Genomic DNA, 26,579 nt, shown 5'->3' with positions numbered 1-26,579 from the left:
TATGCCTAATAAGCTTTCGCCAGATCTGGATGACCAGCAGTTCCAGCAGAACCGGACCATTCCCCGGCAGCGCTTCAATCACAAAGAAACCGTGACCAGTACCACCGGTGAGTGGCTGTACCTCCCGGCCGGTGTGGGTGATGTTCTGGTTAGCGTTGCGCCAGCTTCTGGTACCGCCCGGGTTGAGTACACCCAGGATGATGTGGCTGCAGTCGAGGCTGGATCAGCAGAGGGTAAGCCCTGGTCAGAAGGCGATGTCAGTGGCTACACCGATTCGCTCATGGTTAACGCTGTTACAGCGATTCGTTGTGTTGCTGCAAGCGGATCCACAGAGTTCAAGGTCACAGCCTGATGGGCACGGGTCCTTCTGGCGGGTAGCGCCACTGAGGGGGCGCAGACTCGCGGTTTTTTCGCAGACTTGGCGCAACCTTGGCCTTCCTTCCTTGGTTTTGAATCAGAGAGTTAGCAATGGGTAAGCGAGTAAATAAGCGAGAGCTCGCTGAGATCTTCGGTATTTCCGAAAGGTCTTTTACGGCTTATCAGAAAGACGCTTCGTTCCCGATCGCCAAGGCCGGCGGTCGCGGACAAGCGAATGAGTATGACACCCAGGATGTTCACGAGTGGCTGATGGAGCGCGCGGTCAACGGCGCCCGTCATGAGTCAGCCCGTGAGCGCCTGGAGCGCATCAAAGGGGACCGCGAGGAGCTGGCCCTGGCGAAGGATCTTGAAGAACTGGTACCAGCGGTACTGGTGGGGGCTCGATTGGAATCCGTGGCGTTGTCTATCCGCACTGAGCTGCTGACGGGCAACCCGAAACTCAAGACTGAGATCGATACGCTGTACGACATCAATCTCGATATCGAGCTACTGAATGAGCATTCTCGATCCGTCCTCCGACAGCTGGCAGCGCTTGGCCGCGAATCTGGACCGGGTGATGGCCCAGGCCATGGCGAAGTTCCTGCCACCGGAGAAGATCAGCTCAACTGATTGGGCGAACAAGCACCGGTACATTGCCCAGGAGAGTAGTGCCTGGTCTGGCAAGTACTCCACGGATCTCACTCCGTGGGTGCCTGGCATTTTGGATGCGCTGGATGATCCGGCCGTCAAGAAGCTGGTTTGCCGGAAGTCATCCCAAGTGGCCTGGACTGATGGGGCTTGGAACAACTATCTGGGCCGGCGGATTCACAACGATCCGTGCCCGATCGTGCTTCTGTTCCCGAAAGAGAAGACGATCCGGAAGTACCTGGACCAGAAGTTCAACCCGATGATTGAGGTGACACCGGTGCTGCGAGCCCTGGTGGATGTCTCGACTTCTCGCAGCTCCGGCAACCGGAACGACTTTAAGAAGTTCCCGGGCGGGTTCCTTGCGCTGGTTGCCTCGAACGCAGCCGACAACGTTAAGTCACTCTCGGCGCCGGTGGTCTGTGTTGAGGAACCGGACGACTGTAACACCAGCGTCAGCGGGCAGGGCGATTCCATCAACCTGCTCGAGGAACGGGCAAAGACCTACGAATACCGGAAGGTGATCTTCGGTGGCACCCCCACTGTGAAGGGCTTGTCCCGTGTTGATGAGGCCTTTGCTTCCAGTGATCAGCGCATGTTCATGGTGCCCTGCCATGAGTGCGGTGAAGAGCATGTGCTCAGCTGGGACAACGTGGTGTGGAATGAAGATGCGCCAGTTGCAGATGAGGTTCTGGGTAAAGCCCAGCCGGAAACTGCGCGGTATGGCTGCCCCCACTGCGGTGTGCTGTGGCGGGATATCGACAAAAACCGGAACGTGAAGAAGGGCTATTGGAAAGCCCACAAGCCGTTCCGCGGTACCGCTGGCTTCTACATCAACGAACTTTACAGCCCGTTCCCGGGCTCCAAGCTGCAACTGCTGGCTGAGAAGTATCTCAAGGCCCAGCACCACCTGAATCTGGGTGATGACAGCTACATGATCGGCTTCGTCAACAACACCCTGGGTCTCTCTTATGAGTACCGGACAGATGCTCCGGACACCGACACCCTACGCGAGCGGGCGGAAGAGTATCAGGAACTGACGGTACCGGCCGGCGGGCTGGTGCTCACCGTTGGCGTCGACGTTCAACACGATCGCCTGGCCATCATTGTTCGTGCATGGGGCCGGGGAGAGGAAAGCTGGCTGGTGTTCTGGGGGGAGATCTACGCCGCTGGCAGCTGCAGCGATAAGGCAGATCCAGTGTGGGATGAGCTGGATAAATTCCTGTTTGGCGCCTATCGGCATGAGCTCGGCTTCAACCTTCAGGTGTCTGCAGCGAGCATCGACTCCTCCGATGGCCAGACCAACGATGCCGTGTATCACTACGTGCGCAGCCGGCGTGGCCGGGGCGTGAAAGTGATGGCGATCAAGGGTGAAAGCAACAACCTGAACCGCGAGATTGTCACCCCAGCGAAGAAGATTGATGTAAATGCCAAGACCACCAAGGCCAGCCGCTACGGCCTGCCGGTGTTCATGGTCGGTACCGAGAAGGGCAAGGACCTGATCGACGCTCGGTTGAAGCTCACCGGCAACGGTCCGGGCCGGATGCACTGGTACCAGGGTGTGAGGGATGACTACTACAACCAGATAACGGCTGAGATCAAAGCGCCGGATCGCAGGCGAGGCGGCCGGAAGAGCTGGCAGCCGAAAGCCGGTGTGCGCAATGAGGGGCTGGACTGCGAAGTGTACGCCCTCCATGCAGCCAGAACTGTGAAGGTTCACGTTCGCAAGCCGGACCAGTGGGATGCCCTGGAAGCGCAGCTGATGCAGGGAGATCTGCTGGCACCGTCAGTAGCGGCACCAGTTCCGGAGAAGCCGGCACAGAGAATCGAAACCAAACCCCAGAATTCAAAGCCAGAAGGTGCAAGCCTGGCTGATATTGCCCGGAGAATGCGATGAGTCTTGAAACCCAGCTGCTGGAGGCCCGCAATGCCTACCACAACCTGCTGACCGGGCAGGCCGTGGTTCGCATTCAGCGGGACGGCAAAACCGTTGAATTCTCCCAGGCCAGCAAGAAAGACCTGGCGGCCTACATCGACAGTCTGGAACGCCAGATTGGCGGAGTTGGGCGCCGTCGTCCTGCGAGGTTCATTCTGTGAAGACTCCAGAAATCAGCTTTGTCGACAGTTCAGGCCAGCCGATCCGGAAGGCTGAGAGCTACACCGGCACCGGTACCGGCTTTGGTGGCCAGCTGCAGCGCTGGAACCCGCGCGCCAAAACGGCGGATGCGGCCTTGCTGCCAGACCTGAAGCGTGGCAATGCCCGTGCTGAAGACCTGGTGCGCAACCATGCACTGGCCAAAAACGGCGTGCAGCTGCACGTGGATAACATCGTTGGCCACATGTTCCGGCTGAGCTACAAGCCGAAATGGCGGGCGCTCGGCATGAGTGAAGAGGATGCCCGTGCCTTCGCGAAAGAGGTGGAGGACGCTTTCACCGAATACGCCGAGGACCCGATCAACTGCTATGTGGATGCCGAGCGCAAGCGCACCCTGACCATGATGTGTCGGGAAATTACGGCCACCCACACCAGCGCCGGCGAGGGTATGGCCTCCGCTGAATGGATCACCGGCAGGCCCGGGGCACTGTTCAACACGGCCATCAAGCTGGTGAACCACCACCGGGTTTGCAACCCGAATCACGCGCCGGACAGCAACAGCCTGCGGGCTGGCGTAAAGGTCGACCGCTTCGGTGCAGCCGTTGGTTACTGGGTTCGCAACCATGACATCACCGGTTATGGCCTGTCCGATGGCATGGGCAACGCCTGGACCTTCGTGCCCAGGGAAACCCGGTGGGGGCGGCAGCAGTTCCTGCACGTGTTCGAGCCTCGTGGCGATGGCCAGACCCGAGGGGAAAACCAGTTCCTCAGCGTGATGGAACAGCTGCCCCAGCTGAGCAAACTGCAGCAGACCAAGCTGCAGAACGCCATTGTTAACGCCATGTACGCGGCGGTGATTGAGAGTGAGCTGGGCAACGAAGCCGCCATGGAGATTATCGGTGGCGACCTGAGCACCGACAAGCTCACTCAATACATGAGCACCCTCGCTGATTACCACGAGGGTGCCGATATCCGCCTGAACGGCGTGAAGATCCCGCACCTGATGCCGGGTGAAGAACTCAAGCTGCTGACCAGCGCCAACGCCGACAACGGCTTCAGCGAACTGGAATCCTCCATCACCCGCTGGATTGCCGCCGGCACCAACACCTCCAGCGAATCGCTGACCAAGGATTACCGGCAACTGAGCTACAGCACCGCCCGGGCCAGCATGATGGAGAGCTGGCGCTACTTCATGGGCCGCCGGAAGATCATCCCCAGCCGCTTTGCCTCCATGGTGTTTGCGCTGTGGCTGGAAGAGGCGCTGGATAGCGGACGCATCCGCATGCCCAGATCGGCCACCCGCGGCTTCTACGAAGCAAAGGCTTCCTGGTGCAACTGTGAGTGGATCGGCTCCGGCCGTATTGCCATCGATGGCCTGAAGGAAGTGAAGGAATCCATCCTGCTGATCGAATCCGGCCTTTCCACCTATGAGAAAGAGCTGGCGAAGATGGGCGAGGACTATCAGGAAGTGTTTGCCCAGCAGGTCCGGGAGATGGACGAACGGAAGAAAGCCGGCCTTCCGCCACCCAGCTGGGTGAAAGCCTTGGCCCTTGCTCCAGACCAGGAGGAGCCGGAGGCGGTAGCCGAAAACTGAGTTTTAGCAGGGTAGAGCAGCGGTAGCTCATCGGGCTCATATCCCGAAGGTCGCTGGTTCGAGTCCAGCCCCTGCTACCACTTGTCGTTCAGATTACAACGTGCGTGCTGAACACACGCTGAGCCAGCAACGCTCAGTAGGTCATTCCTATAGACGCTTCGGTGAGGCTGCCGCCCTCTTTAAGTTCAGTAGGCCGCAATGAAGAAGATCCGAGCCCGCCAACGTGCGGGCTTTCTTATGCCCGGAGAAAACTATGCGAAACCAGAACATTGCAGCCCGTGTGCTGAATCAGCCGCTGTTGCTGGAGCCTGGCTATGCCCGGGTATTTCTTGGCGCGTTGGCGCCCCGGCTTGGAGTTGCCAGCCTGCAGGATGAGTTCGGCCTGATCGAGTCGCAGGAAAAGCTGCGGATGCGGGCGGATTCGTTTGGCTCTGATCGGCCCCGTAACCGGCCTTACGAAGTACTCAACGGGGTTGCCCTGATCCCTGTTGCCGGCACGCTGGTTCACAAGTTCGGGCACCTGCAGCCGTATTCCGGGATGACCGGTTACGACGGGATCATTGCCCGGGTGGAAGACGCCCTGGCGGATCCAACCGTGAACGGGATTCTCCTGGATATGGACACGCCGGGCGGTGAGGTTGCTGGCTGCTTTGACACTGCGCGGCGGCTGAATGAGCTGCGTGGTCAGAAGCCGATCGCTTCCATCTCCTACGACATGGCCTGCAGCGCTGGCATGGCCCTGCACAGCGCCACGGATTACCGATACACCACCACCAGCGCCCGGACCGGTTCCGTGGGTGTGGTGATGATGCACGCCAGCTTTGAAGAGCAGCTGAAAGCCAACGGCATTGATGTGACGTTGATCCACTCTGGCGCCTTCAAAGTGGATGGCAACCCATACGAGAACCTGCCTGAGCAGGTGCTCGCCAGATTCCAGGCCGAATCAGACCGGCTTCGCAATGAGTTCGCGGAGATGGTTGGTACCCATATCGGCCTCTCTGCATCGGATGTGCTTGCCACTGAGGCGGCCATCTATACCGGGCAGGACGCAATCGATGTTGGATTTGCGGACGAGCTCATCAATGGCCACGACATGCTGGCCGCCTTCTCTGACTACATCCAAACCACCACGACAATCGGAGTTAGCACTATGACGGTTGAATCAAAGACCAAGCCGGCGGCAGCAGCACCGGCACCCGCCCCGGAAGCCAGCACTGAGCAACCGGAAACCGTGGATACCACCAAGCTGGCTGCTGATGCGGCCGCCACTGAGCAGGCCCGCATTGCCGGCATCCTGCAGTGTGACGAAGCCGAAGGCCGCACCAAGCTTGCGCAGCACCTGGCGTTCAAAACCACGATGTCTGTGGAAGATGCCAAAGCTGCATTGGCTGCGGCGGAGATTCCAGAACAGAGCGCAGCAGCACCGTCTGGCCTGCTGAATGCTGCCATGGGCAATACCAAGCAGCCGGAAATCGCGGCGGATGCGGCTACCGGCGAAGAGGGCGGTGAGCTCAAAGGCGGTGCGAAGTTGGCCGCTGCTCACGCCAAAGCAACCGGCACCAGCAAGAAAGTCCACTAACCCGGAACGGCTCGCCACTGGCGGGCGGTTTGAGAACCTGTTTTTAACCGAGAGGAAACAACCATGTCTGATATCTACGCAGGCTCTTCATACGTGCCTTACCAGCCGGCGCCGTTTATCTTGGGCGGCCTGGTGGCATTCGACAGCGGCACTTTGTCCAGTGGCCAGAACCTGGAGCGCGGTACCGTGATTGGCCGTGTTTCTGCCAGTGGTGAACTCGTGGAATCCCAGCAGGATGCCACCGATGGTTCCCAAAAAGCCGTTGGCGTTCTGAACCACGATGCGGACGCCTCTGGTGGCGCTATGAATGTGGTGTTTGCAAAGGGTGGCGACCTGGACAAAACCCAGGTGAAGTTTCACACCAGCTGGAGCGCCACTGAGCAGCTGGCCGCGTTCGACGGCACGCCTATCTCACTTGTAACCCCGGAGTGATCGCCCGGTAGCCCTGCGTTACCAGCATCACCTGATTAACCAGATCTGAGGAGATCACCCCATGACTTACAGCACCACTGAGTTGCTGGACGGTACCCGCCGTCTGGATCCGTTCATGCCGTTCCTGCTGAACCTCTTTTGCCCGGGGTTCGTTACTTTCGGCACCAAAGAAATTGCCTTTGATGCCTGGGATGAAGATTTCAAACTGGCTCCGTTTGTGAGCCCCTATGTGCCTGGCCAGGTGAGCCAGCAGCCTGGTGGAGAGCTTCGTAAGTTCATCCCGCCTTATCTGAAACCCAAGGATGTTGTGAGCCCCGATCGTGTACTGGAGCGCCGGCCCGGAGAAGGTTTCAGTGGCCCGCTGACGCCAGAGGAAAGGGCGGACGCGATCCGAATGGATTTGCTGGCCACTCACCGTAAGAAGATTCGTCGCCGTGAAGAGTGGATGCTGGCCCAGGTGCTTCTGACTGGCCAGGTAGTTGTTTCAGGGCCGAAGTATCCGGAGAAGTTGCTGGATTTCCGGCGCGACCCCAATCTGACCATCGATATTTCAGGTGGTGCGGCTGCCTGGAACCAGACCACTGCCAATCCCGTTGAGGATTTTCAGGACTGGTTTGAACTGCTTGAGTCTCCGGCAACCCACGTATTCTTTGGCCCCGGTACTCTGCGAGCAGCATTTAAAGACGAGGATTTCAAGGAACTGGCTGAAACCCGCCGTGGTTCCGAGACACGTCTGGAGATGGCGCCTGCTGAGGTGGATGCATCATATGCTGGCCGCTTCCGTGAAAATGGCGCTGAACTTTGGGAATACAAGGGCTGGTACAAGGATGCACAGGGCAACAAGCAATACTTTATTCCCTACGGCCACATCGTAATTGCCAGTGTTGCAGGTGCCAGTGGTGTTCGCACCTATGGTGCGATTCTTGATGCCAACGCGCAGTACCAGGAAGCGGAAATGTGGCCGAAGAACTGGCCAGACAATGATCCTGGTGTCGAATACATCATGACTCAATCTGGCCCGCTGCCAGTTCTCCGCCGGATCGATGCCACTCTGTGCGCAAAGGTTCTGCCCAATCCGTAAGCGGAACACCAAACCATGAAGGAAGCCGGCCTGTTTTGCGACAGAGCCGGCTTTTTCATATCTGAATCGAACCCTGAAAGGTGAATGACATGGCTGCAAAGAAAACCAAGGTGGTGTTTATCAAGCGGGTTGAAGACCGCGATAAAAGCACTGGTGAAAAGATCGTGATCAAAGCTGGTACCAGAGGCGAAATGACCGCTCCTGAGCTGAAGAAGTATGAAAGCTGCGTTCGCGTGATCAAAGACGATGGCGAATTAGGTGAGCGGCCCGTGCTCGCCTCTGGTGCTGCGCCAGACGCCAGCGGTGATGCATCGGACGAAGACGAAACCGGCGACGAGCAAAGCGGCGAGTAATGGCCAGCAAGTTCGATTCAATGGCGGGCCGGCTTGAGTCCGCCATTGATGATCAGTTCGCCGTGGATGCGGTGTACACCAATGACCAGGGCGCCAGCTTTGAGATCCGCTGCATTCTGGATCGGGCTGTTGAGCAGCGCCAGGTGTATGAAACGAACATGCCTGCGTTCCGGGACCAGATTGAGATCCGGAAGATCTATGTGGATCGGCCCCGGCGCGGTGACAAGGTAACCATCGGGCAAACCGAGTGGATACTGGACGGGCTGATCACGGATGACGGGCAGGTGACGAGGCACTACGCCAATGCAAGTTGAGGTTGATCGTTCCAGCCTGCAGGAAGTGCGGGCTCTGTTGGCGAAATTTTCGGATGGCGCTACTCGGGCTCATGCCCGTTCACTTAATAAGACAGTGACGAAAGCCAGAACAGAATCCAGCCAGGATATACGCAAGCAGGTTCGTCTCAATGCTGCCTATGTAAAGAGTCTGATGACGATCACCAAGGCGTCACAGAAAAAGCTTCAGTCAAAGGTCTCGACACCCTCCAGAGGCCTCTTGCTTTCTCGATTCTCAACGGACACGAGCATTGCTGGTGACAAGGTCAGTTGGCTCAAACCTCCGGCAATTCCATCGCGTGGCATCCGCGTAAAGGTTAAGCCATCCGGCGGAGCGAAGGTGTTTGAAGGTGATAGCGAAATCCAAGGTAAGCCTTTCTACATTGTACTGCCTGGCACCTCGGGTCGGGTTGCGATCGCTGGGCGGCGATCAAGAATCGGTTCTGAGGGTGGAAGGATCAAAGTTTTTTACGGGCCCTCTCTTTCCCAGGTATTCACGGATGTAAAGGAAGAGGTGGGTGAACGGATGTCTCTTTATCAGATGCAGCAATTCGAGAAAGAGATCGACGCCATTCTGAGGGGCTTCTGATGCCAGACAGCATTCGAGAACAGGTTGTTCAGGCTTTTGCTGACCGTTTGAACGCAAAACGTGGTGAGCAGCTGGACAGCGAACAGGATCTTCCGGCACGGGTGATCTGGGATCCGTCTGAAACGGCGGAGAAGCTGAAGTACCGGAAGTATGAAATGACCCTGACGCTCAATGTTGGGGAGATGGCCAAAATAGACCGCTCGATCAATTCCAGCGTCCAGGGCAACCAAATGCTGGCTGCGCTTCTGAACGATGCTCTTGCCAGCGATCAGACACTTGGCGGGCTCTGCAAGCACATTAGCTATACGGATTCGGTTATGGACTCTCCAGACCCGGGCCAAAAGGAAATGATCATCTTGGTGACCTTCCAGATCATCTACGAAACCAGCAACACCAGCCCTTATGAGTAACACCTCCAGACAGACAAACCCCGCGCCCGGTGGCGCTTGAAAACCAGGAGAAACCCTATGTCTACAGACAACGCGCTGCTCGAATTTGAAGGCGGGCAGAACGCCTTTCCCATGACTGCATTGCAAGATTCCGGCGATGCACAAACCTTTGAATCCGGTGAAGAGCTTTGGTCGCAGGCTGCGGGCTTTGCGCCTGTGGTTCGGGCTGATGGTGTGGTTACCGGTGGTGCCTGCTCCCCAGCCACTGGAAATGATGCGGTAGCGATCGCCGCCTTCACCGCTTTTGTGTCGGGCGTGGAACTGGCAGTTGCGGCTCAGTCCAACATTGCGGTAACTCGTGCATCCACTGAAACCCACAGGATCAACAGCATCGTGTGTGATGGTGCCGGGGATGTGACGGCGGTTGTTGGCACCGAAGGCACGGCATTTTCGGAAGTTCGTGGTGACGCAGGTGGCCCGCCGCTCATTGCTGTTGGCTCCATTGAACTGGCACAAGTCCGCCTGACCAGCGCTTCTGCTGCCTCTGTGACTGAAGGCGAGATCTTCCAGCTGGTGAACGTGCACATGGAAAGCGCCGTGTTCCCGATTGCCACCATTGACTACGTGAATGGTGAGGTGAGCTTCAGTTCCGCGCTGAAGAAGATCCACACCGGCAATGTTCCAAAAGGCGTCTATGCCAGCTTCGCCACTCCAGAGTTCATTGAAGCGTTCGATGCCTATGACTTCGTGCCTTCCGAGGTTGGCTATTCTTCCTCGAGTAAGCAGACCTACACCCGGGTGAAAAACTCCCGCTCCCAGAGCTTGAACAACGCCACCTTCAGCGTGGATCTCACTGATGGCATCAGTGACACCATCGCGGGAGTTCAGGGGCAGAACCTGTACTTCCGGTTCTATCCAGACAAGAACCGGCCCCAGCACTTCATTGAGCAGGGCGTGCTTTCCATCGCTCGGACCTTCCCGGCCGGTGGTGATATCGTGGCCAGCTGCACCATCAACGTGGATGAGAAGGGCAAAGAGGTATCGCTGTGAGTAATTTCGACCTTGCCAATTTCCGTAAGGCGAAGTTCCAGGAGCGGGCGGAGGATGTCCCGCTCTCTGGTCTCACCGCTGCTGGCTTTGGTGGCTTTGAAGGTGAGGGCGATGACGCCAAGCCGGTGCCAGTGGTTTTCCGGGTGCGAGGCCTGACCGCTGAAGAATTGGCGAAGGCAGATCAGGAAGCGGACAACAGCAAACTGCTGCTGAAGGTCGCTGAACAGTTGGCCGGTACTGAATCCGAAAGAGCGCAGGGATTGCTGTCCGGGTTGGGTCTGGGTGATGACACCCCGAAGGCGTTGGCGAAAAAGCTCTCTCACGTTCAAATGGCGGTGGTCTCTCCTCAGCTGAAGATTCAGGATGTGGTTCGGATTGCCGACGCCTACCCGATGGACTTCCTGGAGCTTTCTGTTCAGATCTACAACCTGACTGGACAGGGCAAGGTTGCCCAGGTAAAGCGAAAGCCCTCTGGAAAGACCCAGGCATCCAGGCAAGCTTAGCCCTGGCGGATCGCAAGGGCCGGTTTCTGTTCGAGATCCGGCCCGATGTGTTTCCAGAGGGCTACCTAACGGAAACGGAAGTGGCCTTGTGGGCACTATGGTTCCAAGCGCAGAGCAAAAAGTAATGTGCTAAGATTTTACCAACTGTTACACGGAGGTAATCCATGCGCTTCTTTTTGCTCCTTCTTGCCACTCTCTCATTCTCTGCCGTTGCCCAGGTGTACAAGTGGACTGATGAGAACGGCAACGTCCACTTCGGTACACAGCCTCCACCTGGTCAGCAGGAGGAGGTGCACATCCGGGAAAGTAAGACCGGCTCCATGGTTACGGATCGTCAGCGAGAAATGCTGGATCGTATCGACCAGGAACGTTCCGAGCGTAGAGCTGAGAGTGATATTTCTTCAACCTCTCAGCAACCCCGCGCTGAATCCAGTTCATGCCGAAAGGCAAAGATTATCCTTCAAAGGTATGAAAATGAGCTCGATCAGCTTCTCCGGCGCGGTTACAAACAAAGCGAGCGGAGAGATGCTGAAGACCGCGTGACTCGATGGGAAAGCGAAGTGGCTTTTTACTGCAGCTAGAAGAAATCCTGAATCAATGAACCTCGCTTCGGCGGGGTTTTTTAATGCCCGGAGAAAACATGGCAGACCTCAAGAAAACGGTAGAGCTGATCTTCGGCGGCGTTGATAACACCGGTGGCGCCATCAGTTCGGTTGGCCGTGGGCTGGATGGCCTGGTGAACAAAACCGGCAATGTGACCGGTGTCCTGGCTGATATCACAGACAGTATCGTTAAGCTGGACGTTGCGCTGGCTGCCGCCGGCGTAGGTATCACCGCGTTTGCTGTGAAGCTGTCGGATGATTTCGATACGGCCTTTGCTGAAATTGCCACAATCATTGGCCAGCCTGCGGAGAATCTGCAGGACTTCCAGGCCCAGATTCTTCAGTACTCAGAGCAGTCCACTGCCTCTCTCCAGCAAATCACCCAGGCGACCTACAGCGCCATTTCTGCTGGTGTGGATTACCGTAATTCGCTGGAGATCATTGCAGCTTCTGAACAGCTGGCTGTTGCGGGGCGTGCGGATCTGGAATCCACAACCGTTGCCCTGGTCAGCACACTCAACGCGTTCGGTGCTGAAGCGAGTCAGGCCGGTGAATTCGCCGATGATTTCTTCACAGCGGTTCGGCTGGGCCAAACAACTATCCCGGAACTGGCAGACACCATCGGGCGGATCGCGCCGATCGCTCAGGGCGCGGGTGTCAGCTTTGATGAGTTGGCCGCTGCGTTGGCCACAATTACGGCGGAAACGGGAAGTAGCACAAAGCTGGCAGTGACCGGTTTACGGGCGGCTATTGCCGCCATCATCAAGCCGACCAAAGAAGCTTCTGATGTTGCTGCTGAGTTGGGTATTGAGTTCAACGCTTCTGCCCTGAAGAGCAAGGGCTTTGCCGGGGTGATGGCGGATGTTAAGGATGCCACCGGTGGTAGCACGGAGCTTATCAGCAAGCTGTTCGGATCAGTTGAATCATTGCCGGTTGTGTTCTCGTTGGCGGGTACGGCATCGGACAAGTTCAATGAGAACCTGAAACAATTCGAGGACAATGCCGGAGCAGCCGCGAGTGCCGCTAACCAGTTGCAGGCCGATCTGGATAAGATCGTCCAGACCCTCAAAAACAATATTAACTCGGCCCTGATCGCTTACGGCTCTGCTCTCACGGATGAGACACAGAGCATCGTCAAATCGATTACAAGTACCTTTAATTCGTTGGGTAATGAGATCCGTCTGGAAGATGGTGCGTTTGCGCCGATCCTGAACGGCCTGGAAGGCCTTGCGCAGGATATCGACCAGAAGCTTCAAGTTATTGCTGAAAACTTCCCTGAAGCGCTCTCAGGGCTGGACTTCTCAGACCTGCTCGAATCCTTCGGCGATCTGGGTGACGAACTTGATGATTTGTTCGTTGGCCTGTTCGGCAACGTGGATCTTTCCACCGTGGAAGGCTTGCAGTCTGCCATGCAGCGTGTGGTGGATGCGTTCACCGCTCTGGTAAACATCTCGTCTGGCATTGCCGAAGGCCTTGAGCCTCTGTTCATCGCACTGGGCAGAGGTATTGAAGAGTTCGAATCTCTGGATGAAAGCGCCAAGAAATCCATTGGCGAAATGCTCGGCGTTGGTAAAGCCATTGATACCGTGTTGCCAGCCATTGGCGGCCTGGCCGGTGGCCTGGAGTCCATCGGTACCGGCCTCACCGCGCTGGCCGGTGCGCAGGGCTTCAAGGCGCTGATCGGTAATTTGAACAGTGTGAAAACCATTGCGGCCGGTGCCGGAAAGTTCGGCCTGGTTGGCCTCGCTCTGGCGGGTGGTTATGGGCTGGGGCAGCTGATCAACGAGTACATCATCGGGCCGATCGAAGAGGAGTTTGGCCAGTCTATCGGTGGCTGGCTGTATGAGAAGTTCAACGCCGATGAGATTGCCAAGATCAACGGTAGCCTCGAGGGCGTTGGCAACCAGGTAGAGGCCACGGCTCGTGAAACCGATGAGCTTCGGGAGCTGAATGATCGCCTGGCAGAATCCCTGGATAACACCAAACAAGCGGCAGAGCTGGATATTGAAGCTCTGAACAATCGAGCTTCAGAGTTGGTGAAGAACTCTGCTGAACAGAAAGCCCTCAACGATTCCCTCTCTGACTACAGCGGTAACCAGCGTGAAGTTACGACGGCGCTGGATGAGCTCAGTGATTCTGTTGAGAGAAGTGGGGGCGCCCTGGGTGAGGTTTCGCGCACCACCAAAGAGCTATCGGACAGCAACCAGACTCTCAAGCTGGGCTACGACGAGGCCACCGGCAAGATCAATTCCTTCTCCGGAACCATCGTCAAGTCTGGTACCGCGATGGAGGACACCGCCAAGAAAACCGAAAAGGCGGTGGAGCAGTCTGAAAAGTTTTACATCGAGATGGAAAAGATCGCCAGCAATGAGCGGATCAAGAACATCGAGGCAAACATTTCCCTGGACATCGCCGAGGTGGAGGCCAACGCCAAAAAGGTGGAGGCGATCGCCAAAACCATCAGCGACACCTTCACCAACACCGGCGATGTCATCAGCGAGCTCTTCGGCGGGTTCGATGATGCCAGCCGTTCCACCCAGATCGATCTATCCAAACAGATCCGCCAGGAAAACGAGTTTCGGCAACAAGCCCTGGATGACCAGAGCAAGCTGACTCAGGCCCAGGTGGATTTGATCAAAGAGAAAACCCGCCAGATTTCCCGGGGCGAATCCGCGCTCACGGTGAACGCTCCCGGCCTGGCACCGCACCTGGAAGCGATCTGGTACCAGATTCTCGAAAACCTGCAGGTCAAGGTAAATGCCGAGGGTGAAGAAATGCTGTTGGGGCTTAGATCATGAATGTTTCCATTACGGCACCGCTGTTTGATCTGGATGGTCACGTTCAGCTTTCGGAGGTGGAGCAGGAAGGCCTGGTGGGTTTCGAGCGCAGGAACAATCGCATTCCAACTCTCGATGGCAAAGCGGCCATTCCTGACTTTGGCTATTCCGATGCAGATCGAACATTTGATATCCGGTGGCCGGCCCGGAGCAAGGCGGTGGTTGAGAACGTTCGCCGCATGGCAAAAACCTACAGCCGCCTGATTGTTGCTACGGAGGAGGGGTGTTTCATCGGTGCGCCGGGGCCCTTCAGCCTGAGCAATAACCAGGCGCGAATCCAGATCCTGATCGAAAAGAGGCTTGATCAATGAAAATCCGTGTTTCACTTGGCCAGACGCTGGCACAGGCTGTTCTTGCCGATCTTGCCTCCGGCGCAGGTACCGATCCGGTGATGGAGATCTACACCGGCAACATGCCGGCCAGCCTCGGCAATACCATCACCGATACTTTGCTGGCTACCTTCGTTCTGAGTTCAACCGTTGGGACAGAATCTAATGGTGTTATCACGTTCAGTGGATGGACTAATGAAGACTCAGCGCCGGATGGCGGTGATGCTGGTTGGGCCAGGCTGCTCAACAAAAGCGGTGAAGAGGTAATTTATCTGTCCGCGGGAGGCTCTGGCAGCGGTGCAGCTGTGATAGTGAGTCCTGAAACTGTGGTCGCTAACGAACCGGTTAACCTCACCTCTGGTGTAATTCGGATGCCTGTCTGATGGCAAAGTACGCTGACCTGCTAACAGCCCAGGGCGATGGCCTGATTCACTTCTGGGCCATGGAAGAAACCTCCGGTACAGCTGTTGCCGACGTGATCGGCGGTTGGAACGCGCAGTGTTATGCAATGGCGGCGCTGACTTCCGGCGAGTATGACGCCACGGCCGTCACGACTCCGGCTGGCCATGGACGTGATCTCAGTGTCAATTGGGATGGATCCTATTCAGACCGTACCAGCATTGCCGTCATTCGCATCGACCAGGCACCATCTGCGCCTTCGCTTTCTGCGTTTACGTTTCGACTTCGCTATTACCAGCGAACCAAAATCAAAGACACATACAGCGCCATGGATTTGGCTCTCATCTTTTTCGGCCGTGGATCTGCCAACGGGGTCTATTTGACTTCTGGTGCTGGCGAATTCTTTGTTGGCGCTGGTGGATCGAGCGATACGATTACCACCGACCCATTTACAGATGGCCAGTGGCACGATGTCGTTCTGTGCGGAGATAGTACAAGTGTAGATCTGTACGTGAATGGTTCGGTTATCTCAAGCGTTTCCGGGTCTAGCACTTTTGATATCTATGACGATACTGGAACGTCTGACAGCTGCCTGATTGGCGCGGAAGACTTTGATGAGGGCGATGTTTACGACACGCAGAGCGTGATCGATGGGATCATTCAGGATGCTGCGATTTGGAATCGAAAGCTCACACCCGCCGAAATAGCCAGCCTTGATACGGCAGGCCCCTCTGAGCCGCTGATCACCGACATTTCACCGATCACCTACAATGTGGCCCTGGACGCCACACTGCCGATCGTGGCTGAATTCGCTGTTCAAGTGAATCCCACAGAAGTATCCCTCGACGTTGTTTTCCCCATCAGTTTCCGAGCAGTGGCCTTTCAGGATTGGGTGTCGAAATTGCCGCCTGTCGAGATTCAGGAGGTTTACCAGCTCGTCATCACCGGCGCCGGCGATGGATTGGATGACCTGGTGATTGGGGGTATTTCCAGCTGGCAGGCCACTAATCAGGCCGGTACCCGTTCGGCTTATGTGCAGGCGGTGATCCCTGCGGCAGATCAATACGTTGCGGATATCGAAGCGCGCTCGAACGGTGAGCTGGTTATTCAGAAGGGCTACAAACTTGCCACTGGCCAGGTGCAATTTGAGGAAATCCTTCGTTCGGCTTTTGATGATGCAAGGGAAGATAGAGGTAGAGGCTCCCTTACACTGACGGTTTCCGGGTACATGCGAGGAAAGCCATTTTCTACTGGAAGCCGGGCGCTGACTGGGATTCGCAGCACCAGCAAGCCGAACGGAAAGCGCCGTGTGCTTTGTGACATTGATCTTTTCCTGCAGCCGGGTATGACGGTGACTGCTTTGAACGAATCCTTTCAAGCCGATTACATCAATTACTACGTGAACGACACCGACAAGTTCTGCGAAGTGGGTGAGCGATAATGTCGAAGGGTGAGATCGTCGGCCATATTGCAGATGGAAAATACCGAGTTCGGCAGAAGCTGGCTGTGGAAGGCATACAGCAGGAGCTGGAGGTGTTGAATGCAAGGATTGCTGAGTTAGCTATCATGCTGCCAGAAGCGAAATTGGCCCGCCTAGAAAAGCAGCAGCGAGTGAATGAGGTGAGTGGTTATGTTGATGACTGGATTCAGTTGTATCAGCAGAATCCCGATGAGTATCGCAGTGATCTTTTGGGTAATCAAAAGGTTTTGATTCGCCTCAATGGTGAGCTGCGTCAGCTTGATATTTACGTTTCTCAACTGATCAGCGAAAACTTGGCAGCGCTTAAGCGCCGAAACCAGCTTGAGTCAGTTCCGGAGGGCAGAGAGTTGGAGCTCTGGTGCGCTGACTACACGCTGGATTTGAGTGGGGAGGTCGGCCTGGTCGATGTGAATGACGAAGGCGGTCAAGCCATTATCATTCAGCCGGGTTATGCCAATGAAGCTGTTTATGATGCTTCCAGAGACGGGGCTCTCTTCCCTGGAATCGGACAGTCTGGGGCCCAGATCTACTTGAATGCCGCACTTCTCCCTGGTGTTCAGAAGTGGATGCCCCGCTACCGTGTTGGCGAAATCACGAAGATTCAGGCCGATATGTGCACCGTGCGTCTGGATGCTGCTGTCTCAAGCGCGCAGGGCCTGGCGATTAACCAGGCTGACATCCTCACTGATATCCCTATCGTTTACATGGATTGCGATGGGTCTGCTTTCCAAAAGGGTGATCGAGTTCTGGTTCGGTTTACATCCAGCGGACCCCTTGTGATTGGCTTCGAGAAAGAGCCAGTCCCATGCTCGCTTTTCGGATTCGTGTTTGAACCCGCAAAATACGATGGTGTGCTCGGTACCAACTATACGGCCCAGAAAGAGACCTATGGCGAGCCCTTCGAGTCGTCTGGAACACCGATCAATCCGCCTCTTGGCACCGCTGATGGTTTGAATAATGCGTGGACGGCTATTCCCAACGCTGCAGACCTGGTAATTGAGCGGGGCAAAGCCCGTTACTACGGGAACAAGAACTGGTTCAATAGTGACAAGTTGGTTCTTTCCTGGTCTGGCCCTCCCGGAAGGGCTCACCGGATGGATCAGCTGGATTTCGGGCTTTCCGGCTTCCAGGCCGATTGGAAAACGGAGCCGTATGTTTTTCATGACCTGAACCTGATTCTGGATCTTTCCACAGAACCGAACGCCGGCGCGTTCGATAATGTGTTTGGTGCCGCGGTGCACGAGGATGGTCAAGGCCAGCGGTGGCTGATTGTTGTTGCATCGGACCGTGAATTCATCCCGCTTGATGTTCGGGGATCCCTGCCAGGGCAATCCTTCCAGGTGTTTCGGGTGGCCGTGGATTCGGCAATGATGCCGATCGGGTCGCTGGAGTTCCTGCACCAACACACGTTACCCGTGGAAATGACTTACCAGAGCCATTTCTATTTTTCCGATAGCGGTGACAAAGCGGTTTGCACCATTGTTGGTGACCTGCTGGATGCAGACAACCTGCACATTGATTTGCTGAGATATGACTTGGCAACAGGCTTCTCTGTGCAGCAAATCTGGACCCGAAACCAATCCATCGGGACGCTCACCGTAAATGAAAGCTACAACGTGCAAAGTGACACTCCGGATCTGGGACAGATCACCACGACAGGGAGCCTTTATCGATCCTACCAGGCCGGTTCGTACTTGATTCCTATTTACTGTGATTTCGTGGGTGATCGCGAAGTGATCGCTTATGAGCAACACGCCGCAATCAACAGCATTCGCGAAGCACAGTATGATTACCTGGATATAGGCACGCAGATCGAATATACGGCCAGTGGGACGATTAACGAAACCCGCAGCGGTCCATTCTCTGTCATCACCAGCGATGGGAACATACTGTTCACGATTCCCTACCAAGCATACGAGCAGCAAAACCTGACCTATGATTCGCTTCAAAATGACAGTGGCGGGCACTTCCGAGTTTCTAACTCACAGGCTGCCCAAGTTGGTGGTATTGACTGGGAAGAGAATCTTCTCTCGATCGATGTGAGGTTTGATTTCTGCGCGGTTGCCTATGGCGGCTATCAGTACACGCTGAGCGAATCGGTAAACACTACCTACAATGACCCGGAGTTTTCCAGCGGAGCGGTCACAGCCGCCGGCTCAATCACAGGCAACGAGATTGTGGAGATCGTGGAGTTTTGGCTGGGTGGATCCATGATTGTCCAGGAAGAGGCTTTGAGAATTTCCGGGCCGATCGAAATCAATGCTTATGCACCGGATCCCTTACCAAACATCGGAATCACTGGAAGCAACACGAACAGCCAGACAGATATAAAACCACAGGCGCCATTGAAAATTTCCAGCCAGTATCTCCTGACTGCTGCCGGTTACCGTTCGGGGCCTCATTCAATTGCTTCTGTTGCTATGAATTACAAAACGGGAGCCACCACGAGGAAGCCCGTACTGCTGAATCATGTAGGTGGTTACTCGGATCCGGTCCAGGACATTATCGAGAGGAGTGAGCAGAACGGTTTTCTGCTTTGTTCCGTCGGTTTGATCTGAAAATAGGTCTCCAAAAGTGTGACGCAGATCACAAATTGAAAATGTCAGTTTAATTGACTTAGGGCGGATTTAATTGTCACAAAGGCCATTAGAAATTGAATTCGCAAATGTTAATCGCATGCTTATAAGTCGGTAAATACCTTGTCGCAGTAGGGGATACGTTGTCAGATTGTACACGCTTTATTAAAGGCGAAAATATATTAAAAACAAAGAGTAACCAAGTTATTTTCGATGATGGTATGGCTTGCCAGATTTTCATCCAGCGTATAAAAAGAAAGCAGGCACTGAGGCCTGCTTGTTGAACGCGGTTAAAAGTTTGGTCGCTTCATTACCGCAATCTAAGAATAAATCATATTCTTCGATTTTTCAGCACAGCCCGGTGTCTTATGGATACCAACAAACCAATGGAGTTGATTATGGAAGTTCAATTCATCAAGACTGTGCTGAACCTTCTGGCTTTCTACCTGCAGAACATTTCTAAGAGTGATCTGGAGAAAGCCATGGGTGTTGTTATGGATGTTCTGATTGGTATTAGTCGGCTGGAGTAGAGGCGGCGCCGTCTTATGGCGGAAAAAGGGGAGGGGCTTTCGGCCCCTCCCTTAATAGTCTCAGGCAGCACTCTCGCTGTAGTCACACCACTGGGCAGGTGTCGCGTTCGCCTGGCATCCCTGCCGGCTTTGGTCCGAGACGGCCTGTTCCTTCAGACCGGTGGCCAGTCTACCTTTTGTTCAGCGCATCGTTGCGCGTGATCGGCGCCACCTGGCGTGCGAAATCTCTTACCTTCCCGTGAGCCTCAGTAACGAGGCTTCATCTCCCGCAACCCCTGGAACTTGGCAATCAGCTTGTTCCAGGCCTGCCGCATTTTCTCTTCCCGAAACTCTTCGATCTGGGCCAGCTGCTCCGCGCCCAAGTTCTGATTGGCTTCTCTCAATCCTTTGTTCCAGCGCACGCGGATATCGCAGCCGCCGGCGTAGATTCGGATCTCTGCCTGGGCATCTGGGGCTATCGATCGCTCAAGCTCCTGGAGCATTTCTGTGGTAATTCTCAACGGTGTTCACTCTGCCTGGTTGAAGTGCTGGAGGATACGTGAAAAGCAGGGGAGAGCGACCACTGTATAAGCGATTCGTTTCGGGAAAATATCTGGAAAATATCGGGAAAGAAAAAAAGCCAGTTCTTACGGTGCGCGTAAGTAACTGACTTTCTTGGCAGGATTGGTAGGACCACCCAGATTCGAACTGGGGACCTCTACCATGTCAAGGTAGCGCTCTAACCAACTGAGCTATGGTCCTGTGTCCTGCAACGGGGACGAAATATACTGATTCAGCCGATGCCGGTCAACCTCTTTTATGCGGTTTTCCGATTCCGTAGTTTCTCTTTGATCAGTTTGCTCAAAACTGCCCAGCGGTTGACGATCAATGCGGCGAAGATCAGGCCACAGCCGGCCAGTTGAATGCTGGTCATGGTCTCGCCAAACCAACCTGCCGCGAAAAGAGCAACCCACACTGGTTCCAGCACCAGAATCACGACGCCATGGCTGTTTGCCGACAGGCTCTGGGCCAGTGTCTGAAGCAGGAAGCGGCCGGCCGTTCCAATCACGGCACTGGCCACCACCCACCATACCAGCATTGGTGAGAGGTTATTCAGGGTAGGCCGCCAGGGTTCCATAATTATGGATTCGATCAGCGTCAGCATACCTACGGTGAGCAGGGCAATGGCTGTCAGGGGCAGGGCTGGCACTCGATGTTTCTCTACAGTCTGGCCCTGCCGGTTGATCACCGTTCTCTGATTGGCCGCCCGGGTATTGAGATTGAAATACAGGGCGAAGATCGTCGCGGCTACAATAAAGAAGATCTGGCCCGCTTCGGGGCGAAATCCGTTTTCGAGGGATAGAAATGCAAGCCCGGCAACGGCAATAGGAATGGCCAGCCAGGTACTCGGAGGCTGGGCCTCCTTGAACACTAAACGGGCGATGATGGGAACAATGACAACCCCCAGACTGGTCAGAAAAGCTCCTTCGCCCAGGCTGGTAATATGAACCAGTCCCATCACCCAGCAGGTCATGGCCGTGCCAAACACAAGGCCGACCCCCACGCTTCTGCGGAGTTGATCCAGGCTCAGCTTCATCAGCGCGCGCCGGGCGAAAAAAGCCAGGACCGTGCCAGCAATCAGAAATCTGGCGGCCATGAACATCAACGGGGGCATCAGCAGCACGGCTTCTTTGGAGAACATCCAGCTGATCGCTGCGAACAGGGTGACAACAACCAGAAGAAGATCGGATTTGTGGGTGTCAGACATCGGTTATGGCTTGCCGGCAATGAGTGAATCAAACTGGGAAAGCGAACCAATGTATAGTTTGCGAACTAAAAAGGAAAGATGGGTAGAATTACCGAGGCGGGATGAGGCTCTTCCCTGAGCCTTTGGTTTGATCTGTCCAGGAGCAGTTAGTTGTTCAGGGTGGTGTATACCAGATTGGACATATCCGTCTGGTCCGAACCCGGCACTTCGATGTATCGGTCACCGGAACCCCACCACTGCCACCATGCACGCTTGTTATAGGTGCGGCTGGCGAAATCAACCTGCAGGCCGCCAAGGATGGTGTTGTTGACCACCGGCACGGAGATGTTGCCTGTCTCGGAACCGAGCACACCGCTGTGGGTGACACCCTCGTTCATCAGTACCGGGTAGTGGTTGAAGTACAGAGCACTTGGGCCATTCTGGCTGGTTACCTTGCCCGCCAGGCTGATACTTGAGGAGCAGGAATCAATTCCGGATGCGGAGGTTGCACCGCAGGCAGAATGGGTGGGGACCACGCCATCGTCGGTACCAGCAATGAACGGCTTGGTGATTCCGCCGTAGGACGATCCACCGGCCACAAAGCGCAACCTGGGGATCGAATTCGGGCTCACCGCCAGGTTGCGCGCTGCATTGGTCTGAAGGTCGTTTACCACGCCCAGTTTTCCTGGTTCCGGCTCAATGCCTGTGAACGCTTCGACCGCCGCCCTGAGGGGCCAATTGTACCAGCTGTCGTTGTAGGCAAGGCTCAAGGCCAGGTTGGCCAGTTCTGTGCCCCCGCCTGCGCCGGAGTAGTCGAGGGACGCCAGGATTTTCAGCGGTTGAAGGCCCTCAGACTGAAGCCAGCGAGCCTGGTTTTCCAGCAGATAGCGCGTAACCAGATCACCGGTGGAGTGGGAAACGACAATGCAGTAGTCATTGCACAGCCCTTGCTGACTGATCTGCCGCATCTGTTCATAGGCCTGCTGGGCAATGCCACCTTCAACGCGCCCGTCACTGCCCCAGTCGATGCGGGCCTCCGCACGGGAGAGCCAGAAGGTGCGCCAGTAGTCCTCACCGGCGCTCTTCACTTGCTGAAGGTTGGCGGGAGGGTTGGCCAGGTCTTCCTGTTGGAAGCCGTGCACCAGGATCACATTGTGCCCGGCCAGTTGGGCCTGGGCGGTTCCGGCAAAGAGGCTGCCGGTGATGGCGACCGCCAGGGCGGCCTTACAGGCACTTCCGATCTTTGTTGTTTTCATAGTTGCTCCGTCTTTGCTGAGTTATTGTTGTCACAAGACGTTTCTCCGCCACTCTGTGGCGGTACAGCCCGGCGTCAGCCGGCGCAAAGCTCACGCTCTGCCATCAGAACTTGTCGGCAAGCTGCCTGAGCAGCGCCGCCCGTTGTTCCGATTCGGGGTCCACCGCCGGGGTGTCGGTCAGGCTCTCGAGGTCCGGCGGTGTGAATGAGTAGCCCTCGTCGGGGCCGAAAGCGTAGTTGGTTCTGTCACCTGGCCTGGCTGGGAGCTGGCGAATCTGCAGGTTCTTCAGCTGAAGTTGACCGTCCACGGTCTGGTTCGCCAACACCGTGCCGTGGGCCCTGAGGTTGATGGTGTCCGAAGTGCTGTCCAGCCGTTTCTCCACCTGCAGCTGGGCAACCGGACGCTGGCCGACGTAAAGCTGGGCCGAGAGCGCATAAAAGCCGGGATCTTCCGGAGAGAACCGAACGGGGATAATCAGGTTGTTGCCGCTGACCCAGGCATTGCCCAACCCCTCAAAGTCCCCCAGGTAGGGCTCTACGGTCAGCGTTGAGGCGTGGCGAACTGGTTTGCCGTCGAGCCGGGCTTCGACGATCAGGCGGTATTCCCCCGGTGACTCATTGGCGGCCAGAACGCCCTCGAAGTAACCCGGCGAACCGGCTTGCTCCAGTGTGGTGCTGGCGACGGCATTACGGCTTTCGGGTCTCTCCAAGGTTGCGGAAAGAGAGCGGTCAACTACCTGAGGGCCTTGGATGGCCGCAGCAACAAGAATTTGTTCGCCTTCTGTAAACCGGTATTTTTCAAGCGTGACTGTGAATTGCCCGTTACCCTCCAGAGGCAGGCTGACAGGCTCGTAGTGATTGCCACGGTAGGCGCGGGCCTGTTCCGGGCTTAGAGGCACCGACCAGGCTGGATATCGTGTGGCTTCAGCGTACTGATCGGCAACACTGGCCAGCATAAAGCCAAGGGCGTTGTCCGATGGTGGCTCGGGTTGCTGCACGGGATCGGGCGACGGCTGGACTGTCTCAGTTGGGCTCTGAGAAGAAGCGGACCCGATATCGCTGGCCGGCTTCGTGAACCAACTGAATCGGGTGTGGTTGTCGGCGGAAAGCAGATACCCCGTGCCAACCACAACGGCAGTTATGATTGTGAAAAGAATAATAGCCTTACCGGGCATGCGGCAGGTCCCTTGATTATTGTTGTAGTTCTAAACATAACGGGCTTTGCGCCGCAGCCCAAAAATCCGGCCCGATCCTGTAACAGAATGTGTCCGCGTTGTGCAGCGGGTCACATTATCGCCACTGACAAATCAGAACATGCCGGACTCACGTATCGCCTCGAAACCGAAATGCAATTTGACCTCATCGCCGACCATTTCACCATCCAGACCATAGGTCATACCCCATTCACTGCGTTTCAGTGTGGTGGAAGCGCTGATCCCCAGCGTGTATTCCTCGTGGCCAAAGGGGTAAACGTCGGATTTGTTCAGGGTTACATCCAATACCACGGGCCGTGTCTGGCCAAGTAGCTCCAGATTTCCCGTTACTTTGCCAGTGTTTTCGCCGGTTGTTTCAAAGTCGGTAACGGTGAAGGTAATTTCCGGATGCTCTTCGCTGTCGAGGAAGTCTTCGTTTCGAACGTGCTCGTCCCGCTTTTTGTGGTTGGTAAACACGCTCTCACTCTGGAATACCAGCTTGCCGGATTTCAGTTCCCTGGCTTCCTCGTCATAAACGAACTCTCCTTCAACTTCCCGGAACATACCCATCACCGGGGCATACCCGATGTGCATGATCTCGAAGAACATCGAGAAGTGCTCGTCGTCGACAACAAAGTTTTGCGGCTCGGCCATGGCGGCCGGGCTTAAAGCGAGGGCCGCAGGCAGGGCGATGGCAGAACGGGTAAGGTTTTTTCGGTTAATAAACATCATGGTGATGTCTCCTTTGATAAAGCCAGCGAATATCCAGGTAAAACGACCACACAAGCAACGCCAGGGCGGTTGCAAGCGTGGCACTGGCAAACAGCGTATTGATCGGCGGCAGTACGGCCACCAGCAGGGTGACGATCTGCCAGACACAGACTGTCTTGCGTCTGAAACTCTCCGGTAGAGGGGCATTCAGCCAATCGGCGAAGTGGCTGGCCGCAACAAAGGCGTAACGGACAACGCCGAGGGCCAACACCCAGATGCCCGCCTTGTCCAGCGCCAGAACAGCAATACTGAGGCCGAGAATAAACAAGGCATCCAGCTCCATGTCGAAGCGGGCGCCGAAGTCACTCTGGGAGCCGGTGGCTCGTGCAACCTTGCCATCCACTCCGTCCAGAATCAGAGCCAACAGCGCCATCCAGCCATACAACCAGAGGCTGTTGGCCAGGTTTCCGGCGAAGGGGGCCAGAGCCACCAGAACTATCACCAGACAGCCCCTTAAAAGCGTCGCCCGGTTTGCCCAGCCGAAGTCACGGGTGTGGGGCCAGTAGCGGGTAACGAGGGCACAAACGCCGAGGTAAAGAGCTGCGGCTAGCACGTAAAACAGAGTGGGAGGCGAGTCCAACCATCCGGTGGCCAGGCAGAGCAGCGCGACAAGACCGAAACCCCAGGCGAGGTCCAGCGGCAGGGGAACCTTCTGTGAAGCTGAACGGCCGTTAGAATCCATCACTGAACTCCAGCGTATAGGTTTGCAGGCATCAAACACCCCTGGCGCACTGTACACTGACTATAGTTGATATGTATGAGTGTGCTTACGAGCATTGACCGCGTTCAGACCTCAAGGTTCAGCCCGGGAAGGGCGACGAGCAATGCCCCCAGAATCACTGCCAGGAAAGGAGTTCGCTTTGCACCGTGACCGTGACATTCCCCGTACCGAGACTGAAGCCCGAGCCTGGTGGGTAACCGGAGCCGGTAAGGGTGAGATTCAGGATACGGCGCTTGAGGCTCAAGGCACTGATTCAGGGGAAGAGCTGGTCACGGTTCAGGCTCTCTATTCGGGTATCAGTCGAGGTACTGAATCCCTGGTTTTCCATGGCCGGGTCCCAAGGAGTGAATACTCGGCTATGCGGGCACCCTTTCAGGCCGGCGATTTTCCCTGGCCGGTGAAGTACGGCTACGCCAACGTCGGTGAGGTCATTGAAGGGCCTGTAGAACTCGTCGGGCAAACGGTTTTTTGCCTTTACCCGCACCAGGATCGCTATCGGGTGCCGGCATCGGCCCTCACGCCTTTACCGAAAGACCTGCCAGCCGAGAGAGCGATTCTTGCGGCCAATATGGAAACCGCGGTCAACGGTCTCTGGGATGGTGCACCCTCGCTGGGTGACCGCATTGCTGTTGTTGGCCTCGGTGTGGTTGGTCTGCTCGTTGCCTGGCTCGCCAGCCGCATTCCGGGAACCCGCGTCACGGCGATCGACACGAATCCCGAGAGACAGGCCGTTGCAGAGCAGCTTGGGTTGACCTTCAGCAGTGAATCCGGCGCCGATGATCACGACCTGGTGATCCACGCCAGTGGCCACCCGTCGGGCCTCGAAACGGCCCTGGGACTGGCCGGGCAGGAAGCCACTATTGTTGAAATGAGCTGGTATGGGGATCAGCTGGTGTCTGCACCACTGGGTGCCGCATTTCATCCCCGGCGCTTGACCCTAAAATCCAGCCAGGTGGGCCAGATTGTGCCCTCCCGCGTCCCCCGGTGGGACTATCGAAAACGCCTTGCGCTGGCGTTGGAATTGCTCCAGGACGACGCACTGGATGCCCTGATTACCGGCGAGTGCCGGTTCGACGACTTGCCAAAATCCATGGCTCGAATTCTTATTGATGGCAGGGACACTCTCTGCCATCGCGTTGTTTACTGATAATTCAAAATGAC

The 26,579-nt window shown here is 56.1% G+C and carries 28 protein-coding genes and 2 tRNA genes; 23 read left to right on the top strand and 7 right to left on the bottom strand.

What is annotated here, in order from left to right; translation table 11 throughout:
* The first annotated feature begins 1 nt into the window (after window position 1).
* From SIC15_RS11195 to SIC15_RS11090, 22 genes are all read left to right on the top strand, one after another.
* Window positions 2-352: a hypothetical protein gene (locus tag SIC15_RS11195; protein ID WP_412535914.1), complete on the top strand. Its 351-nt coding sequence runs from the start codon at window positions 2-4 to the stop codon at window positions 350-352.
* Window positions 353-468: 116 nt separating this feature from the next.
* A complete protein-coding gene (locus SIC15_RS11190) occupies window positions 469-987 on the top strand; it encodes a terminase small subunit (protein ID WP_412535913.1) in 519 nt (172 codons plus the stop codon).
* Window positions 872-2,899: a phage terminase large subunit family protein gene (locus SIC15_RS11185; protein WP_412535912.1), complete on the top strand. Its 2,028-nt coding sequence runs from the start codon at window positions 872-874 to the stop codon at window positions 2,897-2,899. Before SIC15_RS11190 ends, SIC15_RS11185 begins: the two co-directional genes overlap by 116 nt.
* Complete coding sequence (locus SIC15_RS11180) at window positions 2,896-3,099, top strand: phage head-tail joining protein (RefSeq protein ID WP_412535911.1); 204 nt, start codon at window positions 2,896-2,898, stop codon at window positions 3,097-3,099. Before SIC15_RS11185 ends, SIC15_RS11180 begins: the two co-directional genes overlap by 4 nt.
* Window positions 3,096-4,691 carry a phage portal protein gene (locus SIC15_RS11175; protein WP_412535910.1) on the top strand — a complete coding sequence of 532 codons (1,596 nt, stop codon included), beginning with the start codon at window positions 3,096-3,098 and terminating at the stop codon, window positions 4,689-4,691. The genes SIC15_RS11180 and SIC15_RS11175 overlap by 4 nt, the downstream gene beginning before the upstream one ends.
* A 5-nt stretch (window positions 4,692-4,696) precedes the next feature.
* Window positions 4,697-4,771, top strand: a tRNA-Met gene (locus SIC15_RS11170).
* A 173-nt stretch (window positions 4,772-4,944) separates the two neighbouring features.
* A complete protein-coding gene (locus tag SIC15_RS11165) occupies window positions 4,945-6,270 on the top strand; it encodes a S49 family peptidase (RefSeq protein ID WP_412535909.1) in 1,326 nt (441 codons plus the stop codon).
* Window positions 6,271-6,333: 63 nt separating this feature from the next.
* On the top strand, window positions 6,334-6,702 hold the full coding sequence (locus SIC15_RS11160; protein ID WP_412535908.1) for a head decoration protein: 369 nt from the start codon (window positions 6,334-6,336) through the stop codon (window positions 6,700-6,702).
* A gap of 61 nt (window positions 6,703-6,763) precedes the next feature.
* A complete protein-coding gene (locus tag SIC15_RS11155) occupies window positions 6,764-7,783 on the top strand; it encodes a major capsid protein (protein WP_412535907.1) in 1,020 nt (339 codons plus the stop codon).
* An 89-nt stretch (window positions 7,784-7,872) separates the two neighbouring features.
* The gene (locus SIC15_RS11150; RefSeq protein WP_412535906.1) at window positions 7,873-8,136 is read left to right on the top strand and encodes a hypothetical protein; all 264 of its coding nucleotides are present in this window, start codon (window positions 7,873-7,875) and stop codon (window positions 8,134-8,136) included.
* A complete protein-coding gene (locus tag SIC15_RS11145; RefSeq protein ID WP_412535905.1) occupies window positions 8,136-8,450 on the top strand; it encodes a hypothetical protein in 315 nt (104 codons plus the stop codon). The genes SIC15_RS11150 and SIC15_RS11145 overlap by 1 nt, the downstream gene beginning before the upstream one ends.
* Window positions 8,440-9,057, top strand: coding sequence for a phage tail protein (locus tag SIC15_RS11140; protein WP_412535904.1), 618 nt, complete (start codon window positions 8,440-8,442; stop codon window positions 9,055-9,057). Before SIC15_RS11145 ends, SIC15_RS11140 begins: the two co-directional genes overlap by 11 nt.
* Window positions 9,057-9,467 carry a hypothetical protein gene (locus SIC15_RS11135; RefSeq protein WP_412535903.1) on the top strand — a complete coding sequence of 137 codons (411 nt, stop codon included), beginning with the start codon at window positions 9,057-9,059 and terminating at the stop codon, window positions 9,465-9,467. Before SIC15_RS11140 ends, SIC15_RS11135 begins: the two co-directional genes overlap by 1 nt.
* Window positions 9,468-9,524: 57 nt before the next feature.
* Complete coding sequence (locus tag SIC15_RS11130) at window positions 9,525-10,496, top strand: hypothetical protein (RefSeq protein ID WP_412535902.1); 972 nt, start codon at window positions 9,525-9,527, stop codon at window positions 10,494-10,496.
* Window positions 10,493-10,999 (top strand): hypothetical protein, encoded by a 507-nt coding sequence (locus SIC15_RS11125; RefSeq protein ID WP_412535901.1) that lies wholly within the window; start codon window positions 10,493-10,495, stop codon window positions 10,997-10,999. Before SIC15_RS11130 ends, SIC15_RS11125 begins: the two co-directional genes overlap by 4 nt.
* A 164-nt stretch (window positions 11,000-11,163) precedes the next feature.
* Window positions 11,164-11,580 (top strand): DUF4124 domain-containing protein, encoded by a 417-nt coding sequence (locus tag SIC15_RS11120; protein ID WP_412535900.1) that lies wholly within the window; start codon window positions 11,164-11,166, stop codon window positions 11,578-11,580.
* A gap of 59 nt (window positions 11,581-11,639) precedes the next feature.
* Window positions 11,640-14,399, top strand: coding sequence for a phage tail tape measure protein (locus SIC15_RS11115; RefSeq protein ID WP_412535899.1), 2,760 nt, complete (start codon window positions 11,640-11,642; stop codon window positions 14,397-14,399).
* Window positions 14,396-14,749, top strand: coding sequence for a hypothetical protein (locus SIC15_RS11110; RefSeq protein WP_412535898.1), 354 nt, complete (start codon window positions 14,396-14,398; stop codon window positions 14,747-14,749). Before SIC15_RS11115 ends, SIC15_RS11110 begins: the two co-directional genes overlap by 4 nt.
* Window positions 14,746-15,150 (top strand): hypothetical protein, encoded by a 405-nt coding sequence (locus tag SIC15_RS11105; protein WP_412535897.1) that lies wholly within the window; start codon window positions 14,746-14,748, stop codon window positions 15,148-15,150. The genes SIC15_RS11110 and SIC15_RS11105 overlap by 4 nt, the downstream gene beginning before the upstream one ends.
* A complete protein-coding gene (locus SIC15_RS11100) occupies window positions 15,150-16,607 on the top strand; it encodes a LamG-like jellyroll fold domain-containing protein (protein ID WP_412535896.1) in 1,458 nt (485 codons plus the stop codon). Before SIC15_RS11105 ends, SIC15_RS11100 begins: the two co-directional genes overlap by 1 nt.
* The gene (locus SIC15_RS11095) at window positions 16,607-19,204 is read left to right on the top strand and encodes a hypothetical protein (protein WP_412535895.1); all 2,598 of its coding nucleotides are present in this window, start codon (window positions 16,607-16,609) and stop codon (window positions 19,202-19,204) included. The genes SIC15_RS11100 and SIC15_RS11095 overlap by 1 nt, the downstream gene beginning before the upstream one ends.
* A 416-nt stretch (window positions 19,205-19,620) precedes the next feature.
* A complete protein-coding gene (locus tag SIC15_RS11090) occupies window positions 19,621-19,752 on the top strand; it encodes a hypothetical protein (RefSeq protein WP_412535894.1) in 132 nt (43 codons plus the stop codon).
* A gap of 245 nt (window positions 19,753-19,997) precedes the next feature.
* On the opposite strand, the gene SIC15_RS11085 is transcribed toward SIC15_RS11090, so the two are convergent.
* The 7 genes from SIC15_RS11085 to SIC15_RS11055 form a co-directional block, all read right to left on the bottom strand.
* Window positions 19,998-20,252, bottom strand: coding sequence for a hypothetical protein (locus SIC15_RS11085; RefSeq protein ID WP_412535893.1), 255 nt, complete (start codon window positions 20,250-20,252; stop codon window positions 19,998-20,000).
* 164 nt (window positions 20,253-20,416) lie between these two features.
* Window positions 20,417-20,493: transfer RNA gene (locus tag SIC15_RS11080), tRNA-Val, on the bottom strand.
* Between the two features lie 55 nt (window positions 20,494-20,548).
* The gene (locus SIC15_RS11075; RefSeq protein WP_412535892.1) at window positions 20,549-21,499 is read right to left on the bottom strand and encodes a DMT family transporter; all 951 of its coding nucleotides are present in this window, start codon (window positions 21,497-21,499) and stop codon (window positions 20,549-20,551) included.
* 146 nt (window positions 21,500-21,645) lie between these two features.
* The gene (locus SIC15_RS11070; protein WP_412535891.1) at window positions 21,646-22,734 is read right to left on the bottom strand and encodes a hypothetical protein; all 1,089 of its coding nucleotides are present in this window, start codon (window positions 22,732-22,734) and stop codon (window positions 21,646-21,648) included.
* Between the two features lie 103 nt (window positions 22,735-22,837).
* On the bottom strand, window positions 22,838-23,908 hold the full coding sequence (locus tag SIC15_RS11065) for a hypothetical protein (RefSeq protein WP_412535890.1): 1,071 nt from the start codon (window positions 23,906-23,908) through the stop codon (window positions 22,838-22,840).
* Between the two features lie 132 nt (window positions 23,909-24,040).
* On the bottom strand, window positions 24,041-24,658 hold the full coding sequence (locus SIC15_RS11060) for a YceI family protein (RefSeq protein WP_412535889.1): 618 nt from the start codon (window positions 24,656-24,658) through the stop codon (window positions 24,041-24,043).
* Window positions 24,645-25,379, bottom strand: coding sequence for a CDP-alcohol phosphatidyltransferase family protein (locus SIC15_RS11055; protein ID WP_412535888.1), 735 nt, complete (start codon window positions 25,377-25,379; stop codon window positions 24,645-24,647). The genes SIC15_RS11060 and SIC15_RS11055 overlap by 14 nt, the downstream gene beginning before the upstream one ends.
* Before the next feature lie 178 nt (window positions 25,380-25,557).
* Here SIC15_RS11055 and SIC15_RS11050 point away from each other — a divergent pair, with 178 nt between their 5' ends.
* Entirely contained in the window at window positions 25,558-26,565 is a 1,008-nt protein-coding gene (locus SIC15_RS11050; RefSeq protein WP_412535887.1) for a zinc-dependent alcohol dehydrogenase, read from the top strand.
* Window positions 26,566-26,579: the final 14 nt, after the last annotated feature.

The organism is Marinobacter sp. MIT932201 (genome assembly GCF_047123295.1).
GTDB classification, from domain to species: Bacteria; Pseudomonadota; Gammaproteobacteria; order Pseudomonadales; family Oleiphilaceae; genus Marinobacter; species Marinobacter salsuginis.
The sequence above is the reverse complement of the archived record's forward strand: the minus strand, read 5'-3'. Positions and strand labels throughout refer to the sequence as shown.

Bases quoted from the DNA above. Each gene is read 5' to 3' on its own strand.
- SIC15_RS11195 (WP_412535914.1), top strand. From the start codon at position 2: ATGCCTAATAAGCTTTCGCCAGATCTGGATGACCAGCAGTTCCAGCAG.
- SIC15_RS11190 (WP_412535913.1), top strand. From the start codon at position 469: ATGGGTAAGCGAGTAAATAAGCGAGAGCTCGCTGAGATCTTCGGTATT.
- SIC15_RS11185 (WP_412535912.1), top strand. From the start codon at position 872: ATGAGCATTCTCGATCCGTCCTCCGACAGCTGGCAGCGCTTGGCCGCG.
- SIC15_RS11180 (WP_412535911.1), top strand. From the start codon at position 2,896: ATGAGTCTTGAAACCCAGCTGCTGGAGGCCCGCAATGCCTACCACAAC.
- SIC15_RS11165 (WP_412535909.1), top strand. From the start codon at position 4,945: ATGCGAAACCAGAACATTGCAGCCCGTGTGCTGAATCAGCCGCTGTTG.
- SIC15_RS11160 (WP_412535908.1), top strand. From the start codon at position 6,334: ATGTCTGATATCTACGCAGGCTCTTCATACGTGCCTTACCAGCCGGCG.
- SIC15_RS11155 (WP_412535907.1), top strand. From the start codon at position 6,764: ATGACTTACAGCACCACTGAGTTGCTGGACGGTACCCGCCGTCTGGAT.
- SIC15_RS11150 (WP_412535906.1), top strand. From the start codon at position 7,873: ATGGCTGCAAAGAAAACCAAGGTGGTGTTTATCAAGCGGGTTGAAGAC.
- SIC15_RS11145 (WP_412535905.1), top strand. From the start codon at position 8,136: ATGGCCAGCAAGTTCGATTCAATGGCGGGCCGGCTTGAGTCCGCCATT.
- SIC15_RS11140 (WP_412535904.1), top strand. From the start codon at position 8,440: ATGCAAGTTGAGGTTGATCGTTCCAGCCTGCAGGAAGTGCGGGCTCTG.
- SIC15_RS11135 (WP_412535903.1), top strand. From the start codon at position 9,057: ATGCCAGACAGCATTCGAGAACAGGTTGTTCAGGCTTTTGCTGACCGT.
- SIC15_RS11130 (WP_412535902.1), top strand. From the start codon at position 9,525: ATGTCTACAGACAACGCGCTGCTCGAATTTGAAGGCGGGCAGAACGCC.
- SIC15_RS11120 (WP_412535900.1), top strand. From the start codon at position 11,164: ATGCGCTTCTTTTTGCTCCTTCTTGCCACTCTCTCATTCTCTGCCGTT.
- SIC15_RS11115 (WP_412535899.1), top strand. From the start codon at position 11,640: ATGGCAGACCTCAAGAAAACGGTAGAGCTGATCTTCGGCGGCGTTGAT.
- SIC15_RS11110 (WP_412535898.1), top strand. From the start codon at position 14,396: ATGAATGTTTCCATTACGGCACCGCTGTTTGATCTGGATGGTCACGTT.
- SIC15_RS11105 (WP_412535897.1), top strand. From the start codon at position 14,746: ATGAAAATCCGTGTTTCACTTGGCCAGACGCTGGCACAGGCTGTTCTT.
- SIC15_RS11100 (WP_412535896.1), top strand. From the start codon at position 15,150: ATGGCAAAGTACGCTGACCTGCTAACAGCCCAGGGCGATGGCCTGATT.
- SIC15_RS11095 (WP_412535895.1), top strand. From the start codon at position 16,607: ATGTCGAAGGGTGAGATCGTCGGCCATATTGCAGATGGAAAATACCGA.
- SIC15_RS11090 (WP_412535894.1), top strand. From the start codon at position 19,621: ATGGAAGTTCAATTCATCAAGACTGTGCTGAACCTTCTGGCTTTCTAC.
- SIC15_RS11075 (WP_412535892.1), bottom strand. From the start codon at position 21,499: ATGTCTGACACCCACAAATCCGATCTTCTTCTGGTTGTTGTCACCCTG.
- SIC15_RS11070 (WP_412535891.1), bottom strand. From the start codon at position 22,734: ATGAAAACAACAAAGATCGGAAGTGCCTGTAAGGCCGCCCTGGCGGTC.
- SIC15_RS11065 (WP_412535890.1), bottom strand. From the start codon at position 23,908: ATGCCCGGTAAGGCTATTATTCTTTTCACAATCATAACTGCCGTTGTG.
- SIC15_RS11060 (WP_412535889.1), bottom strand. From the start codon at position 24,658: ATGATGTTTATTAACCGAAAAAACCTTACCCGTTCTGCCATCGCCCTG.
- SIC15_RS11055 (WP_412535888.1), bottom strand. From the start codon at position 25,379: ATGGATTCTAACGGCCGTTCAGCTTCACAGAAGGTTCCCCTGCCGCTG.